This is a genomic window from Actinomadura alba (assembly GCF_014323705.1).
Classification (GTDB): domain Bacteria; phylum Actinomycetota; class Actinomycetes; order Streptosporangiales; family Streptosporangiaceae; genus Actinomadura_C; species Actinomadura_C alba.
Map to the genome: position 1 here is coordinate 31530 of NZ_JABVEC010000032.1, position 16247 is coordinate 47776.

A 16247-nucleotide genomic window follows, 5' to 3' on the forward strand; every position below is an offset into this window, starting at 1 on the left:
ACCGCGTGGAGGTAAGAATGCCCCGACCCATCACCCTGTTCACCGGACAGTGGGCCGATCTGCCGTTCGAGGAGGTCTGCCGGCTCGCCTCCGAATGGGGCTATGACGGCCTGGAGATCGCCTGCTGGGGTGATCACTTCGAGGTCGACAAGGCGCTGGCCGACGAGTCCTACGTGCCCCGCAAGCTGGAGACGCTCGAGAAGCACAACCTCAAGGTGTGGACGATCTCCAACCACCTGGTCGGGCAGGCGGTGTGCGACGACCCGATCGACGAGCGGCACCAGGGCATCCTGCCGGCCAGGATCTGGGGCGATGGCTCGCCCGAGGGCGTCCGGCAGCGGGCCGCCGAAGAGATCAAGGACACCGCGCGCGCGGCCGCCAAGCTCGGGGTGAACACGGTCGTCGGCTTCACCGGCTCCTCGATCTGGCACACGGTCGCGATGTTCCCCCCGGTGCCCGAGTCGATGATCGAGCGCGGTTACCAGGACTTCGCGGACCGGTGGAACCCGATCCTGGACGTGTTCGACGAGGTGGGCGTCAGGTTCGCGCACGAGGTGCACCCGAGCGAGATCGCCTACGACTACTGGACGACGGTGCGGGCGCTCGAGGCGATCGGGCACCGGCCCGCCTTCGGGCTCAACTGGGACCCGTCGCACTTCGTGTGGCAGGACCTCGACCCGGTGGGCTTCCTGTTCGACTTCAAGGACCGGATCTACCACGTCGACTGCAAGGACGCCAAGGTGCGCACCGGCAACGGTCGGCGCGGCCGGATGTCCTCGCACCTGCCCTGGGCCGACCTGCGGCGCGGCTGGGACTTCATCTCCACCGGCCACGGCGACGTGCCCTGGGAGGACTCCTTCCGCGCGCTCAACGCGATCGGCTACGACGGGCCGATCTCGATCGAGTGGGAGGACGCGGGCATGGACCGCCTGCTCGGCGCGCCCGAGGCGCTGTCCTTCGTACGCAAGCTGGTCGCCATCGAGCCGCCCGCCGTCGCCTTCGACGCGGCCTTCTCCTCGGACTGACGTCACGAGCGCGTGGGCTCGTGGGCCCGATTCCGGCCCACGAGCCATCCGCGCCGTGCGGGCCGGTCACGTGCCCGCGTCCGGGTCCGATGTCACCTCAGTGAGCGCGGTCGACCACGAACCTCGCCAGCGCGGCCAGCTCACCGGCCGCCGTGCGCTCGAGTTCCGGAGCCTCGAGAAGGCGCAGGGCCTCGTGGAGGTGCAGCTCGGCCCGCTCGCGGGTGTAGGCCAGGCCGCCGAGCTCCCGGACCAGTCCGGCCGCCCGCCGCAGGGTCACGTCGTCGGGACGCGCGCCGAGCAGAGAGGCGAGGCGGGAGGCGCCGTCGCCGCCACTGGCCAGCGCCGCGACGATGGGGAGGGTCTTCTTCCCGGATCGCAGATCGCTGAAGACCGGCTTGCCGGTGACCTCCGGATCGCCCCAGATGCCGAGGAGATCGTCAACGGCCTGGAACGCCAGCCCGAGATGGCGGCCCAACCTCGACATCGCGGCGGTCGCCGAGGGGGAGCCGCCACCGAGCAGTGCGCCGACGGCGGCGGCGCAGGCAAGGAGCGCGCCGGTCTTGCCCGCCGCCATCGCCTGATACTCCTCCACGGTGACCGCGTCCGGGCAGCTCCATGGCCGGCTTTCGAAGGCCACGTCCTCGGCCTGGCCACGGACCAGCTCCAAGAGCGTGGAGGACAATCGCCGGAGCGCCGCCGCGGCCTGCGGAGTGCCGGCCTGTGCCAGGGTGTCCATCGCCAGCGCGAGCAGCGTGTCGCCGGTGAGGACGGCCGGCCCGACGCCGTAGGCCTTCCACACCGTGTCGCGGTGCCTGCGGCGTTCGTCGCCGTCCATGATGTCGTCGTGCACGAGTGAGAACGTGTGGACCAGTTCGATGGCGACCGCGCCGTCAACGGCCGCCTCGGGACGCGCGCCCGAGGCTCGCGCGGCGAGCAGCACGATGGCGGGGCGCAGGCCCTTCCCGTTCTGGCCGACCCGGGAAGTGCCGTCGAGCTCGCGCCAGCCGAGCGCGAAACCGGCCATTTCGCCGATGTGCGGATGCAATTGTTGGACGGCCCTCCGCAACACCGGGTCAACCAATCCGCGGGTCCGTGTCAGAATCTGCGTCACGTCACGCACTGTGGCTTGCGGCTGAGGCGTCTCAGGCGGCATCGCGGGATCTTCCTACTGGCATCGTCGGCACTGAAAATCTGCCAAAGATCCTTTTCCCGTTTGGGCAATCATCTGAAACCTGTACTTGTACGGTTTTTATAGAATATACACACCGTAGTCGGTCGACTGCATATGGTGCCTCACCTTGCTGTGAGTGATGTCAGCGACTCCTCGCGCGACGGTTCGCAGGTCAAGATAGGTGATCAGAGTCACATCCAAGTGGATGAATATTGGATCATCTCTGATCTTGTAGCCCGAAGTCGGGCATGTGATACTTCGGTGAGCAACCAACGACAGAAACAGCCCTGAGGTAAACATCTCCCTCTCCTGGAGGAAGCGTTGGTCACGAATGGGTTCGGTTCGAACTTGACTCCCCGGCCCGGCGACTGATTCCATTTCCCGCCCTCGGCTCCGCGACCCCTCCACCGAATGGCTAGTCTTCCATCGGCTTGTCCGTACTACGTTTTGTTGTGCGTTGCCTTATGGCATATTTTGCCGACCGCGGCATCAGGGAGTGAGCGATGTCCACCGCTATTGGCGCCGGCCCGGCCCGAAAGGCCAGGCTCTTCCCCCTCTACCGGACGCTTCCGGGATTCGTGCGAGACCCGCTCAGGCAGATCGAACGGATCAGCGAAGCCGCAGGCGGCGAGGTCCTGAGGCTGGACCTCGGAGCGTCCCGGCCCTTCCTGGTGACGCGCCCTGATCACGTTCAGCAGGTTCTGCGGCGGGAGTCGGAGAACTTCGTCCGCGATGGCGTGTTCTGGAGGCCGTTGCGCGCCTTGATGGGCGACAGCATCCTCGCCGAGGGCGACGAATGGGAGCTCAGCAAGCGAGTGCTGCAGCCGGTCTTCACCACGCGCAATGTCAACGCGCTCACCGAGCTCATGGCGCACGCGATCGGCGACGCGGTGGACAAGCTCGAAGAGCCGGCGCGCACTGGCCGGCCGATCGACGTGCTCCCCGAGATGAGCCGCATCGTCAACGAGACGGTGATCAAGGTCCTGTTCGGAGACAAGATCTCTCCGGTCGAGGCGGACCGGATCATACCGGCCATGGATCAGGTCGCCACCTCCATCACGTTCCGGTTCCTGCTCCCCTTCGTGCCGCACTCGATCCCGTTGCCCGGCGACCGTGCCTTCCGCGATGCCGTCAAGGTCATGGACGAGACGTTGTTCGGGCTGGTCGAGAAGTACCGGGAGGATCCCGGAGACGGTAAGGACGTCTTCACCGCGCTCTGCCATGCCCGGACGGCCGATGGCGGCGAGCTCACCGACCGGTGGGTGCGCGACAACCTCCTCGCCATGTTCGCCACCAGCACCGAGACCACGACCGTGGCGTTGAGCTGGCTCTGGCCGTTGCTCGACGACCATCCCAAGGTCGCTGAGAAGCTGCAGGAGGAGGTCGTCCGCGTGGTGGGCGACGAACGGGTCCGCCCGTCGCACCTGAGCGACCTGCACTATGTCCGCCGGACGGTTCAGGAACTGCTGCGCCTCTATCCGGTCGGCTGGATGTTCCCCCGGATCGCCACGAAGCCGACCAGCATCGGCGGCGTGCCGATCAGGCCGGGGAACACGGTACTGATCAGCCCCTTCCTCACTCACCGCCTCGAGAGCGTGTGGGACCGGCCCCTGGAGTTCGATCCGGACCGGTTCCTGCCCGAGCGCGCGGCCGGACAGCACCGGTACGCCTACTTCCCGTTCGGCGGTGGACCGCACCAGTGCATAGGCCGGCATGTCTTCAACGTGGAAGCGCAGATGATCCTCGCCAGCATCCTGAGCCGGTTCCGTCCCGCCCTGTCCGCGTCGGTACCCGCCATGCCCCGCATCGGCGCGACCCTCCGCCCAAGGCAGGCCCTCGAGATGAACCTGACCCCCATCCGGCGGTGCGCGTGACCGCGAAGGACGGCACGGATCCGTTGTGGGAGGCCGCAGTGGGTTCGTGGACGTCCGGCGATGCGCTACGCGAGGCGGTTTCGGCCGGAGTGGTCATGGCGCAAGCGGTGAGGTGCGCGCGTGACATGGCCGGCTGGGCGGAGAAGTATCCGACCCTGTTCTCCGCCAAGCCGATCGACGTGACGCTCTTCAACGGCGTCGCCTGCGCCAACGCCTTCGGTTCGCCAGGACTGACCGCGGGGGAGCTGCGCATGGTCAACCGCGTCTGCCTGTGGTATTTCGGCCTGGACTGGATGGTGGACCACCTCGCCACCTCGCGTGCCGAGGTCGACGACATCGCCCGGCGCTGCCTGGACGTCGCCGACGGCGCGTCGCCGGCCGATGGCGACGAGCTCGCCTCCTTCCTCGCCGAGATCCGTGACGAGTTGGCCGCGAGCCCCACGTACTCGAGTTTGCGGGACGTGTGGCGTGACGAGCTGCGGCGGGCACTCGACGCCACAGCGCGCGAGTGGACCTGGAAGGCTCTGCGCGCCGCGGGGAAAGGAACTCCGCCGACCCTCGATGAGTACCTCGAGAACGCCGACAACATCGGATCGGCGTGGATCAATCTCTCCCACTGGATCGCGGGCGGCGACCGGCGTCTCCCGGAACACCTCGAAGAGCTCAACGCGGCCGGGCGCGAGGTGCAGAAGGTCCTGCGTCTCCTCAATGACCTCGCCACCTATGACCGGGACCTGTCCTGGGGAGACCTGAACGCGCTGATGCTCGGCGCCGACCGCGATGAGGTGACCCGGCACATCGCGCTCCTCGTCGGCCGCTGCCGGGAGCTCATCCTCCCTTTGCGAGCCCGATGTCCCGAACAGGCGGAGTACCTGGAGCGGCAGGTCGGTTTCAGCAGTGGCTTCTACGCGCACGGCGACTACTGGGGAACACTGTGACCGCCGGCGTCAGGACGGCCGGCGACGGGCGGCTCGTCGATTTCACCGTGGCCGCCCGGCACCTGGTCGGTGGCCTGATGGAGCGGCCGACGGGCCGGGTCTCCGCTTCGGTCTACGAGACCGGGCGGCTGGTCACGCTGGCTCCCTGGCTGACCGGGCACACTGAACGGCTGAGGTTCCTGCTGGAGACCCAACGGCCGGACGGCGCCTGGGTCTCACCGCTGCCCGCCTACGCTCTCATCCCCACACTCAGCGCGACCGAAGCCCTGCTCTCGACGCTGCGTAAGCCCGATCCGCATGGGCACGCGGGCGTCCCGCGTGCTGAGTCGGAGAAGGCGGCCGGCCGAGGGCTCGCCATCCTGTCCCGGTGGCTGGACGGCACGCACGCTCTGGAGCTGCCGGACATGCCGGCGGCCGAGCACATCGCACCGGTGCTGATCAACATGATCAACCAGCATCTGCGGCACGAGGGCGTGCGGCTCCAGTCATCCCCCGGCCTGGACGGCAGTACGGTCGAGAAGGTACAAGCCCTACTGGCACGCGGCGGCCAGGTCCCACAGAAGTTCTTGCACGCGCTCGAGATCGCGCAGGAGGCGGCTCGTGGTGCGCCCTCGGTCCGGCCGGAGCCCACCGGATCGGTCGGCGCCTCTCCCGCGGCCACCGCTGCCTGGCTTGGTGACCACGAGTCGGCCGATTGGGGCGGCTCGGCCCGGCGATTCCTCGAGTCCGCGGCGCGGCGGGACGGGGGACCGGTTCCCACGGCGATTCCGATCGCCAACTTCGAACGGGCCTGGGTGTTGAGCTGGCTGGCGAGTGCGGGAATCGAGCTCGCAGTGCCGCCGGAGATGATCAGTGAGCTCCGCTCGGCGCTGGGTCCGAACGGAGCCTCGGCGGGCGCGGGACTGCCCGCGGACGCCGATACCAGCGCCGGGGTGCTGTACGCCCTCTCGCTGCACGGTGCTCCGCAATCGCCCGACCTGCTCTGGGCGTACGAGACGGAGACGCATTTCTGCACGTGGCAGGGGGAGAACGGCAGATCGGTGACCACGAACGCGCACGTGCTCGAGGCGTTCGGCCATCACCTCCAGAGCACCGGCGGAGGGGAATCGGCGGGCCGGTACCAGGCGACCGTCGCGAAGGTCTCGTCCTGGCTGTGCGCCCAGCAGGGCGACGACGGGGGATGGCGGGACCGATGGCATGCCTCTCCGTACTACGCGACGGTGTGCGCTGCCCTGGCGCTCCACCGGTTCGGCGGCGCGGCGTCGGCTCCGGCCGTGGAGCGCGCAGTCCGGTGGGTGGTCGGGACTCAGCGACCCGACGGGTCCTGGGGGCGTTGGGGCGGGACGGCGGAGGAGACCGCGTATGCGCTGCAGGTCCTCGTGCTCACCGGGGGCGGGGCGAGCGAGGAGACGGCGCGTGCGGCGACGCGTGGCGGCGGCTATCTGCGGTCCGTGGCGGAGAGTGCCATGGAAGCCAATAATCCACCTCTTTGGCATGATAAAGACCTGTATTGCCCTATTGCTGTCGTACGAGCGGCGGTCCTCGCGGCGCTTCATCTGACCCGGCGCAACGTACTTGCATGAGATGTGATCCCAAACACGTCGGGGGTATTTAGGCGTTTTGTGAACTTACAGGTAAACGATTCACCTTGAGTGGGCTTAGTCGTGTTGGTAAGGTTCTGCGACGTGCGCGCAACGGGTCTATGCGACCTTCGCGTCGTTCACCCCCGTCATCACGTGTCTTGCTGCAGGTCGACGCGCCGCGCATCGCAGGCACCTTGCCAATTGTTGGGGCGATTGTCATGCGCATCCGCAACGCACGACTGCGGACCAAGATTGTGGCCTTGCTGCTGTCGCTCACAGCACTATGGATGTTCGCCGCGTGGGTGACCCTGCGAGAAGGCGTGAACCTCCTCTGGGTGAGCACGATGGACCGCGTCGCGGCGCCGAGCGACCCGTTGCTGGTCGAACTGCAACGCGAACGACGGCTCTCGGTGACGTACCTGGCCGACCCTCGGCAGCAGCGGCGGGACGCCCTCCTCGCCCAGCGGGCTCGCACCGACAGTGCCAAGGCCGTGGTGGTGCGGGCCGCACGCACCGGCGCGGTCAGACGGGCGGCGGACGACAACGCCGACCGCCGCATCGACGAGATGGTCGGCCTCCTGGACGGTCTCGGTCAGGAGCGGCGCTCCATCGACATGCGACAGATGGACCGCCGGCGGGTCATCGACGAGTACGCCATGGTCGTCGAGTCGGTCTTCAGGCTCTACGACTCGATAGCGACTCTGGACGACGACGACTTCGCCACCGACACCCGCATCGAGATCGCGGTCAACCGCAGCTGGGAGCTCCTCTCACAGGAGGACGCGCTGGTGGCGGGCGTGCTCACGACAGGCAGGCTCGGCGCCGCGGACCAGCTCGAGATCGCCAAGCTCGTCGGAGCACGGCGTCTCAACACGGCACGCGCTCTGGCCGACCTCGAACGGGCGGACGTCCAGGCGTACAAGGAACTGGCGAACAACCGGCGGCTCAGCGAGGTGGCCAGGCTCGAAGACCTTCTCCTGCGGTCGAGCCGGCCGGGTCAGCCCATTCGGATGACTGCCGAGCAATGGCGCGGCGCCACCGAGCCCGCGGTGGCGGAGATGCGGCAGAGCATCCAGCGGGCCGGTGACCGTCTGGTGGCCCGGGCCACGCCGATCGCCGTCTGGGTGGTCGTCCGCCTGCTTCTGGCGGGCGTCCTCGGGCTCTTCGCGGTCATCGCGTCCATCGTCGTCTCCATCACGACGGCACGGGCCCTGGTCCGGCAGCTCGAGCGGCTGCGGACGGCCGCGTGGGAGCTGGCCGACCAGCGGCTGCCGGCCGTGGTCGAGCGGCTCGGACGTGGGGAAGATGTCGACGTCGCCGCCGAGGCGCCCGAGCTCGAGTTCGGCGACGACGAGGTCGGCCAGGTCGGCCAGGCGTTCAACGCTGTGCAGCAGACCGCCATCAAGGTCGCGGTGGAGCAGGCGGAGCTGCGGCGCGGCATCCGCGACGTCTTGCTCAGCCTGGCGCGGCGTACCCAGACACTCGTGCGCAGGCAGCTCAGCCTTCTCGACGTGATGGAGCGGCGCGAGCTCGACCCGACCGAGCTCGAGGACCTGTTCCGGGTCGACCACCTCGCCACCCGGATGCGGCGCAACGCCGAGAACCTGATCGTGCTGTCCGGGGCCACCCCCGCGCGTGGGTGGCGGCGGTCGGTGCCGATGGTCGACGTGCTGCGCGCCGCCGTCGCCGAGGTCGAGGACTACACCCGCGTCAACGTGCTGCCCGTCGGAGGGGTGACCCTCGCCGGGCGGGCCGTCGGCGACGTCACCCACCTGCTGGCCGAGCTCGTCGAGAACGCTGTCTCGTTCTCACCCTCGTACACGGTGGTGCAGGTGGGCGGCCACATGGCGGCGAGCGGCTATGCGATCGAGATCGAGGATCGCGGGCTGGGCATGGGCGAGGAGGCCCTGCATAAGGCCAACGAGCAGATCGCCAGCTCGCCGGAGTTCAACCTGTCGAGTACGGCGCGGCTGGGACTGTACGTGGTCAGCCGGCTCGCCGACCGCTACGGGATCCGGGTGTCGCTCAAGCGCTCGGCCTATGGCGGCACCACCGCCATCATCTTGATCCCGCGGGAGTTCGTCATCGCGGAAGGAGAGATCGATCCTCTCTTCGAAGAGATCTCTGAACCGGCCGCCGACGGAGTGTCCGGCCCGATGCGGGAGAGCCGCGCCGAGGTGTTGCGGGCGATCGGCTCTGGCGGCCTGGGTGACGCCGGGTCTCCTCTGCCGGTGCGAGGCGGAGGCCACGGCACGGCCACCGCACTGGACGCCCGGCCGGGGCCCGCGGACACGACGAGCGGCGGGACGTCCGCTGGATGGCGCGACGACGGCGTCGGTGTGTCCGGCGGCGCGTACGGCAGCGCGTCCGACGATGTGGGCGGCGCGGGTGGCTCCGCCGGCGATCCGTACGACCGCCAACGGCCGGGCACGGCGCGTCGGCCGGAGGGCGGCGAGCACGCCGGCGCAGCGACCGGGGACCGCCAGGAGCACGGGGAACCCGGTGAGCCCCGGAAGCACGAGACGGCCGGAGGGAAGCCCATGGCCGAGACGACCTATACCCCTTCCGGTCTGCCGTTCCGGGTGCCCCAGGCGAGCCTTGCCCCGCCGTTGCGCACCGACGAGTCGCGTACGGCCGCGGACCAGGACGGCGAGGGCGATGTGCCCCGGTCGCCGGAGGAGGTGCGCAAGGTGATGGGCGCCTACCAGGCGGGTACCCGCCGAGGCAGATCCGACGCGGTCCGGTCGGCGGACGACCGTCCCGCGTCGGACACGCCGCCGGGCGGGCCCGATGACGAGTGAGAGACCGGACCGCTGAACGCCCCGGCGACGATCCTGATCAACGCGTGACGAGCCGGTGCCGCCGAGCCGCCGCAGGCGACGACGCGGCGGCCGCCTGCAGAAAGAGGACAACGAGTGGTGCACAGAACCGGTTCTTCCACCGACCTGGCCTGGTTGCTGGACGACCTGATCGGTCGGGTGCAGGAGGCCCAGCACGCGGTCGTTCTCTCCGCGGACGGCCTGCTCATGGCCTCGTCGGAGGGACTCGACCAAGATGACGCCGAACATCTGGCCGCCGTGGCGTCCGGGGTCCAGAGTCTCGCCAAGGGCGCCAGCGAGCGGTTCGGCGCCGGGCCCGTACGGCAGACCGTCATCGAGATGCGATCGGCGTTCCTCTTCGTCACCGTCGCGGGGCAGGGCGCCTGCCTGGCGGTACTCGGCTCGGAGGAGTCCGACGTCGGCCTGATCGCCTATGAGATGGCCATGCTCGTGGCGCGCGTCGGGGAGTTCCTCAGTACACCCAGCCGATCGGCGGCCACCCAAAGCGGCTTCTCTTCCAAGAGGTAGGCGACATGCGCTCTTCCGAGGAGTTCGACGACGAGAGGTGGCTCGACGAGCACGCCGGCCCGCTCGTGCGCCCCTATGTGATGACTCGCGGCCGGATCCTCCCGATCCGGGGGAAGTTCGACCTCATCTCGCTGATCGTGACCGTCCGGCCGGTACCGATGAGCGAGGTGGGCTTCGGCCCCGAGCACCTGGCCATCGTCGACCTCTGCCACGAAATGCTCTCGGTGGCGGAGATCGCCGGACGGCTCGACCTGCCCGTCGGCACCGTACGAGTCCTGCTGGGCGATCTGCTGCACCGCGGCTTCATCGCGGTAGAGGAACCGCAACCCGAGGTGAACATGAGCGACGAGGCGATGTACGAGGCGGTGCTCGATGGACTACGGACTCTCTGAGCGTGGGGCGGGGCGGCCGAAGCCGCCGATCGCGATCAAGATCCTGATCGCGGGTGGCTTCGGTGCGGGCAAGACCACTCTGGTGGGCGCGGTCTCCGAGACGCAGCCGCTGCGGACCGAGGAGATCCTCACCGACCAGGGCGTGGCCGTCGACGACGTGTCGGGCGTGGAGGGCAAGAACACGACCACCGTCGCGATGGACTTCGGCCGCATCACCATCAAGAACCGGTTCGTCCTGTACCTGTTCGGCACGCCCGGGCAGGAGCGCTTCTGGTTCATGTGGGACGAGCTGGCGCTCGGCGCTCTCGGCGCCATCGTGCTGGCGGACGCGCGGCGTCTGGCGGACTGCTTCCCCTCGGTCGACTACTTCGAGCGGCGCGGCACGCCCTTCATCGTCGCGGTGAACTGCTTCGAGGGCGCCCGGCAGTATGAGCTCGACGAGGTCCGCCTCGCGCTCAACCTGGCGCCGGAGATTCCCGTCGTCCTCTGCGACGCCCGCGAGAGAGACTCCGGCAAGAAGATCCTCATCACCCTGGTCGAACACGCGAAGGCGAGGAACACGGCGCCCCCCGAGAAGATGGCGGGGACGCCCGCGGGCTGACCCACGGGCTCGCCGTCGTACCGGGTGGTGGGAGGCCGGGCCGGCCTCCGGGCCGATGGCCGCCGTGCCCGGCGGGCGGCGGGCACGTCCCGTGCCGCCGAGCACCGGTCGTCCGTCCGGTCAGCGGTTCGCGTGGCCGGTCGGCCGTCCGGTGGTCAGTCGGTGAGGACCTTTTCCAGCGCCTCCGCGTAGCGCAGCGCGGTCAGCTGCACGAGAGAGGGATGGGCGCCGAGCGGCTGAGCGGACTCGGCACCGGTTTCGGCGGCGAGGTCGATCAGCTGGTCGGGCTGTGCCTCCGGGCCGATGAAGCAGGGGGCGATGGCCAGCCGGGTCGTGCCGCTGGCCTTGAGCCGCCTCGCCACCTCACCTGCCGTGGGGATGTCGTCCAGAGAGACGGGCACCACGGGCACGGCGAGCCGGGACGCGAGCAGTACGCAGTTGATCTCGGTCTCCTGCGCCGCCGCCTCTCCGCCCGTGGCGGCGAGCAGGATGCCGTCCGCGGCGGTCACCATGGTCAGCAGCCGGACACGATCGGCGCGGGCCAATCCGGCCTCCGCGAGCCTCACGTGCAGCGCCTCGGCCACGAGCGGGTGCGGTCCGAGCGGCTCGGCCAGCACGATCGGCCAGTCGTCGGAGTGCACCGCGTCGACCGCCGCGCGCAACTGCGCGTCGATCTCCGCGTTCGGTCCGGTGGTCTGCGGCACCACGACGGCGGCCGGCATTCCGTCGGAGAGGTCCGGGTCCAGACCGGTCAGGACGGCTCTGAGGTCGTCGAGGTGGGCGGCGTGCACGGGCAGGCCGGGATGCGCGACTCTGGCGAAGGCGGCGAGCTCGGCGATCGCCAGCGTGCCGGGGACGCCCGACCGCCCGGGGGCGGCGAGGATCAGGGCGGGAGAGTCCGGCGGAATGGCGAACGCGCCCTCGCCGCGGTGACGCCCAGAGCGACGAGACCGCCGTTGCCGTGCGGGAAGGGGGGTGGGCTGATCGCTGAAAGAAGTCACAGATGGAAGGCTAACTGTCCAAAACGGGCTTTTGGGCTGATTAGGGGTGATGTCGCCGACAGTGAACTACCAATGATCTAGATCGTACTCCCTTCTGAGGACTGTCACGACAGGCACTCGAACTCGGCATCGATGCAGCTCACTCGGGCATTCGCGAGTGGGGTGCGCGAGCCGCGGCGACATCGCCGATCCGCGCGCGGTAGCAGGTCGGTACGGGATTTGCCGAAATCACGCGCTTTAGCATTATCGGTCCGGGTCTAGCGCGCTAAGGTGCCGGTGCGTGTTCATCTGGAGACGAAGGGAGACCTGATGCCTGCGGAGGCGACGCCGGCCGCCGACCTCACGCCGGACCCCGCCGTCCTTCAGTGAACGACACCGGAAAGAGCAGGGGTCACAGAGTACGTACTTGTTCGGCTTCGCCAGTCAGATGTCGTCACCATGAGGTGCCATGCGATCCCGTATGCGGTCGATCCGGTTCAAGGTATTCGTGCTACTTCTCATCCCGACGATCTCACTCGTGGGCCTCTGGACGTACGCGGTGAGCCTCACTCTGACCGACGTGCTGGAGAAGCGCCGATACGACACCGCCGCCACGGAGTACGGCGAACTCATCCAGGGCCTGGCGGGTGCCGTCGCCGCCGAACGGCAGGCCTCGGTGATGGTTCTGAGCACGGGTGACGTCGCCCCTCGCCGGGAACTGTACGCGGGCCGCGGCAGGACCGACGGAATGGTCGACCGGTTCCGGCGGATCAGCCGCGAGAACCGATCCGAAGGGGTCAACACCCGCATCGCCGATCGGAGGCTGGACGGCCTCCTCCGGACGCTGGACGGGCTGGGAACCACCCGGCAGGGGGTCGACGCCGGGAGCGTGGACCGGCTCCAGGCGCTCCGCTCGTACAACCTGATGGTGGACGAGCTGTGGGGCTTCAGCGAGGGCCTGACCGTCACCACCGACGTCCGGCTGTACCGGTGGGCGGACGCCACGATCCTCGGTGCCCATGCCACGGAGATCATCAGTCGCGAGAGCACGTTGGTCGCGGGCGCGCTGGCCACCCGCGGCAGGCTGTCCGTGGAAGAGCGGCGGGTCTTCGTGGAGATGGTCACCCAGCAACGCCAGTTGTGGGCCAGGCAGCGTTCGCTCATGGATCCCGGGGCCTACGCCCGGCTGGAGCGGCATTTCGCCGGGCCGGTCTATGCCGACGTCAAGGCGATGGAGGACCGGCTCCTCGATGAGACCGGGGATCTCACTTCCGCCGACGCGACCGACTGGCAGAACAAGGTGCCCCCGCTGATCGCCGCTCTCGACACCGCGCACGTTGAGAGCAACACGGCACTCGCCGCTCATGCCGACGACCTCCGCCGGGAACTCCTCCTGCGCCTCGTCCTCGGCGGCGGCCTCGGCCTGCTGGCCATCGTCGCCTCGATCGTGATCTCGGTCCGGTTCGGCCGCCGCCTGTCGAGGGAACTGGTCGATCTGCGGTCGTCGGCCACGGAACTGGCCGACGTGCGGCTGCCCGCGGTCGTCGAGAGGTTGCGACGCAGCGAGGATGTCGACGTCGCGGCCGAGGCGCCGGAGCCCAGGCTCGGCAAGATCAACGAGGTGTCGGCCGTCGCCCGGTCGTTCGCCACGGTACGGCGGACCGCCATCGAGGCGGCCGTGGGCCAGGCCGAGCTCCGGAAGGGCGTCAACCAGATCTTCCTCAACATCGCCCGGCGCAACCAGTCGCTGCTGCACCGCCAGCTGTTCATGCTGGACGCGCTGGAGAGCCGCGCCGAGCCGGACGTGCTGGAGGATCTGTTCCAGCTCGACCACCTGACCACTCGCATGCGCCGTCACGCCGAAGGCCTGATCATCCTCTCCGGCGCCGCTCCCGGCCGCGGCTGGCGCGATCCGGTGCGCATCGTCGACGTGCTGCGCGGCGCCGTCGCGGAGGTCGAGGACTACGCCCGGGTGGCGGTTCTCACCACTTCACAGGACGCAGTGATCGGCACGGCCGTCGCTGACGTGATCCATCTGATCGCCGAGCTGATGGAGAACGCCACGAGCTTCTCACCTCCCAACACAGAGGTGCATGTGATGGCCGACATGGTGAGCAACGGGCTCGCCGTTGAGATCGAGGACCGAGGGCTCGGAATCAGCCCGGCCGTCCTGGATGAGATCAACCAGAAGCTGGCGGATACCCCGGAGTTCGACCTCGCCGATACCGATCAGCTCGGGCTCTTCGTCGTCAGCCGTCTCGCCGAGCGGCACGGGATCCACGTCTCGCTGCGCCGCTCGCCGTACGGCGGGACGTCCGCGATCGTCCTGCTGCCGCACGGAATCTGCGTGTCGCGCAACGATCTGCCAACGCTGCCGGAGCCCGGTGGCATGGCGCCCGCTCCGCGCGAGACGCGAGCCGACGTCCGCCTGCTGCGCAACGTCGCCCGGACCCGCCGGTCGGACACGGCGCCCGAGCGGGCACCCCTTGAGCAGGCACCGATCGAGCAGGCACCGCTCCAGCAGGCACCGCCCGAGCGGGCACCGTTCCAGCAGGCAGCGCCGGAGCAGGCACCGCCCGAGCGCGCGGTGCCGCCGGCGCGGGCGGCCGAGCAGGCGCCGTCCGATGCCGGCGCGCCGGCCGCCACGCACGCCGGACTGCCGCGGCGGATCCGCCAGCAGAACCTCGCGCCACAGTTGCGCGGAAAGTATCCTTCGCAGTCGGCCGGTGATCGCGAAGCCGGCGGCGAGGGCGCCCGGTCACCCGAACAGACCAGTGCCATGCTCGCCTCCATGCAGGCGGGATGGCGCCGCGGACGAACCGAAGCGAAAGACAAGATGAGACCAGTTGACGGCGAGGGGCCGAAATGACACAGACCAATATGACGACCGAACTGAACTGGCTCCTGAACGAGCTGGTGGGCAGGGTCCACCACGTGCGGCAGGCCGTCGTGCTCTCCCGTGACGGACTGGTCGTGGGCGCGTCACAGGGCATGAGCCGCGAGGACGCCGAGCACCTGTCCGCACTGGCCGCGGGTGTGCAGAGCCTGGCCCGTGGCGCCGGACGGCACTTCGTGGGCGGGGAGGTCCGGCAGACGATCATCGAGATGGAGTCGGTGTTCCTCTTCGTCACGGCGGCGGGCCAGGGCACGTGTCTCGCGGTGCTGAGCTCGTCGGACGCCGACGCGGGGCTCATCGCCTACGAGATGGCGACGCTGGTCAAGCGCGTCGGCCTGCACCTGTCCGCCAACCCGCGAACTGCCGGCGAGTACCCCGCCGGAGGATGACCCCCAGAGGATGACCCCCAGATGAGCGCGCCGAAGGACACGTGGCTCGACCGGGAGGCCGGGCCGGTCGTGCGGCCCTACGCCGTGACCCGGGGGCGAACGCGTCCTCAAGGTGACGACTTCGACCTGATGGCCGTTGTCACGGTGACCGCGCAGGCGCCGCTCGACCCCCGTCGGCTGAGCCCTGAGCATCTGCGGATCCTGCAGGTGTGCGCGGTGCCGACCCCGGTCGTCGACGTGGCCGTCGACGTCGCCGTCCCACTCGGCGTGGCTCGCGTGCTGCTCGGTGACCTGCGTGACGAAGGTTTGATCACGCTGGTCACCGAGCCGGAGACGGGCAAGGGCCCTGAAGAGGGCGTACTCAGGGAAGTTCTCAATGGACTACGCGCGCTCTGATCCGGCCGGCGGTGCCGAGCAGCTGGTCACCACGAAGATCGTGATAGCCGGTGGGCTCGGCGTGGGCAAGACCACGATGATCGGCGCGATCAGTGAGATCCGGCCGCTGCGCACCGAAGAGGTGTTCACCGACCGCGGTGTCGGCGTCGACGACATCGCGGGCGTGGAGGACAAGGCGACGACCACCGTCGCCCTGGACTTCGGCCGGATCACCATCCACGAGGCGCTGGTGCTCTATCTGCTCGGTACCCCTGGTCAGCAGCGCTTCTGGTTCATGTGGGACGAGCTCGCATTGGGCGCGCTCGGTGCGATCGTGACGGCGGACACACGCCGCCTGACGAACTGCTTCCCGGCGATCGACTATTTCGAGCATCGGGGCACTCCTTTCATCGTCGGCGTCAATTGTTTCGACGGTGCCGCTCGGTATAAGCCGGAGGACATCAGAATCGCTCTCGACCTCGACCCCGAGGTCCCGGTGGTCCTTTTCGACGCACGCGAACGGGAGTCCGTGAAGCACGTTCTCATCACGGTGGTCGAACATGTGCTCGGACGGGCCTCGGCCAAGCGCGGCCGGGGTGACGTGCCCGCGTCCAGGATGTGAGCCGGAGGGGGCGATAGAGGAGAAATCGTCACTTTACGTCCATGGGAAGTCACG

At 69.0% G+C, this 16247-nt stretch carries 14 protein-coding genes; 12 read left to right on the forward strand and 2 right to left on the reverse strand.

Annotated features, from left to right (window positions below):
• The first annotated feature begins 17 nt into the window (after positions 1 to 17).
• Positions 18 to 1025 (forward strand): sugar phosphate isomerase/epimerase family protein, encoded by a 1008-nt coding sequence (locus HKK74_RS30665; protein ID WP_187246879.1) that lies wholly within the window; start codon positions 18 to 20, stop codon positions 1023 to 1025.
• 97 nt (positions 1026 to 1122) lie between these two features.
• Here HKK74_RS30665 and HKK74_RS30670 read toward each other — a convergent pair whose 3' ends face one another.
• Complete coding sequence (locus HKK74_RS30670) at positions 1123 to 2049, reverse strand: polyprenyl synthetase family protein (protein ID WP_246492147.1); 927 nt, start codon at positions 2047 to 2049, stop codon at positions 1123 to 1125.
• Between the two features lie 650 nt (positions 2050 to 2699).
• Between HKK74_RS30670 and HKK74_RS30675 the strand changes: the two genes are divergently transcribed.
• From HKK74_RS30675 to HKK74_RS30705, 7 genes are all read left to right on the forward strand, one after another.
• Positions 2700 to 4070, forward strand: a complete 1371-nt coding sequence (locus HKK74_RS30675) for a cytochrome P450 (protein ID WP_187246881.1) — start codon at positions 2700 to 2702, stop codon at positions 4068 to 4070.
• Positions 4061 to 5008, forward strand: coding sequence for a terpene synthase family protein (locus HKK74_RS30680; protein WP_222722930.1), 948 nt, complete (start codon positions 4061 to 4063; stop codon positions 5006 to 5008). The genes HKK74_RS30675 and HKK74_RS30680 overlap by 10 nt, the downstream gene beginning before the upstream one ends.
• Positions 5005 to 6591: a prenyltransferase/squalene oxidase repeat-containing protein gene (locus HKK74_RS30685; protein ID WP_312881952.1), complete on the forward strand. Its 1587-nt coding sequence runs from the start codon at positions 5005 to 5007 to the stop codon at positions 6589 to 6591. The genes HKK74_RS30680 and HKK74_RS30685 overlap by 4 nt, the downstream gene beginning before the upstream one ends.
• A 218-nt stretch (positions 6592 to 6809) precedes the next feature.
• A complete protein-coding gene (locus HKK74_RS30690; protein ID WP_187246883.1) occupies positions 6810 to 9392 on the forward strand; it encodes a sensor histidine kinase in 2583 nt (860 codons plus the stop codon).
• Positions 9393 to 9509: 117 nt separating this feature from the next.
• The gene (locus HKK74_RS30695; RefSeq protein ID WP_312881958.1) at positions 9510 to 9938 is read left to right on the forward strand and encodes a roadblock/LC7 domain-containing protein; all 429 of its coding nucleotides are present in this window, start codon (positions 9510 to 9512) and stop codon (positions 9936 to 9938) included.
• A 5-nt stretch (positions 9939 to 9943) separates the two neighbouring features.
• Positions 9944 to 10330, forward strand: coding sequence for a DUF742 domain-containing protein (locus tag HKK74_RS30700; RefSeq protein WP_187246885.1), 387 nt, complete (start codon positions 9944 to 9946; stop codon positions 10328 to 10330).
• Entirely contained in the window at positions 10311 to 10931 is a 621-nt protein-coding gene (locus HKK74_RS30705; protein WP_187246886.1) for a GTP-binding protein, read from the forward strand. The genes HKK74_RS30700 and HKK74_RS30705 overlap by 20 nt, the downstream gene beginning before the upstream one ends.
• 155 nt (positions 10932 to 11086) lie before the next feature.
• Here HKK74_RS30705 and HKK74_RS30710 read toward each other — a convergent pair whose 3' ends face one another.
• Positions 11087 to 11932, reverse strand: coding sequence for a sirohydrochlorin chelatase (locus HKK74_RS30710; protein WP_187246887.1), 846 nt, complete (start codon positions 11930 to 11932; stop codon positions 11087 to 11089).
• A gap of 448 nt (positions 11933 to 12380) precedes the next feature.
• Here HKK74_RS30710 and HKK74_RS30715 point away from each other — a divergent pair, with 448 nt between their 5' ends.
• Genes HKK74_RS30715 through HKK74_RS30730 form a run of 4 tightly spaced genes read left to right on the forward strand, consistent with a single transcriptional unit; the run spans position 12381 to position 16193 of the window.
• Positions 12381 to 14780 (forward strand): sensor histidine kinase, encoded by a 2400-nt coding sequence (locus tag HKK74_RS30715; protein WP_187246888.1) that lies wholly within the window; start codon positions 12381 to 12383, stop codon positions 14778 to 14780.
• The gene (locus HKK74_RS30720) at positions 14777 to 15196 is read left to right on the forward strand and encodes a roadblock/LC7 domain-containing protein (RefSeq protein ID WP_187246889.1); all 420 of its coding nucleotides are present in this window, start codon (positions 14777 to 14779) and stop codon (positions 15194 to 15196) included. The genes HKK74_RS30715 and HKK74_RS30720 overlap by 4 nt, the downstream gene beginning before the upstream one ends.
• A 21-nt stretch (positions 15197 to 15217) precedes the next feature.
• Positions 15218 to 15592, forward strand: coding sequence for a DUF742 domain-containing protein (locus HKK74_RS30725; RefSeq protein ID WP_187246890.1), 375 nt, complete (start codon positions 15218 to 15220; stop codon positions 15590 to 15592).
• Positions 15573 to 16193 (forward strand): GTP-binding protein, encoded by a 621-nt coding sequence (locus HKK74_RS30730; protein WP_187246891.1) that lies wholly within the window; start codon positions 15573 to 15575, stop codon positions 16191 to 16193. Before HKK74_RS30725 ends, HKK74_RS30730 begins: the two co-directional genes overlap by 20 nt.
• The last annotated feature ends 54 nt before the right edge of the window (positions 16194 to 16247 follow it).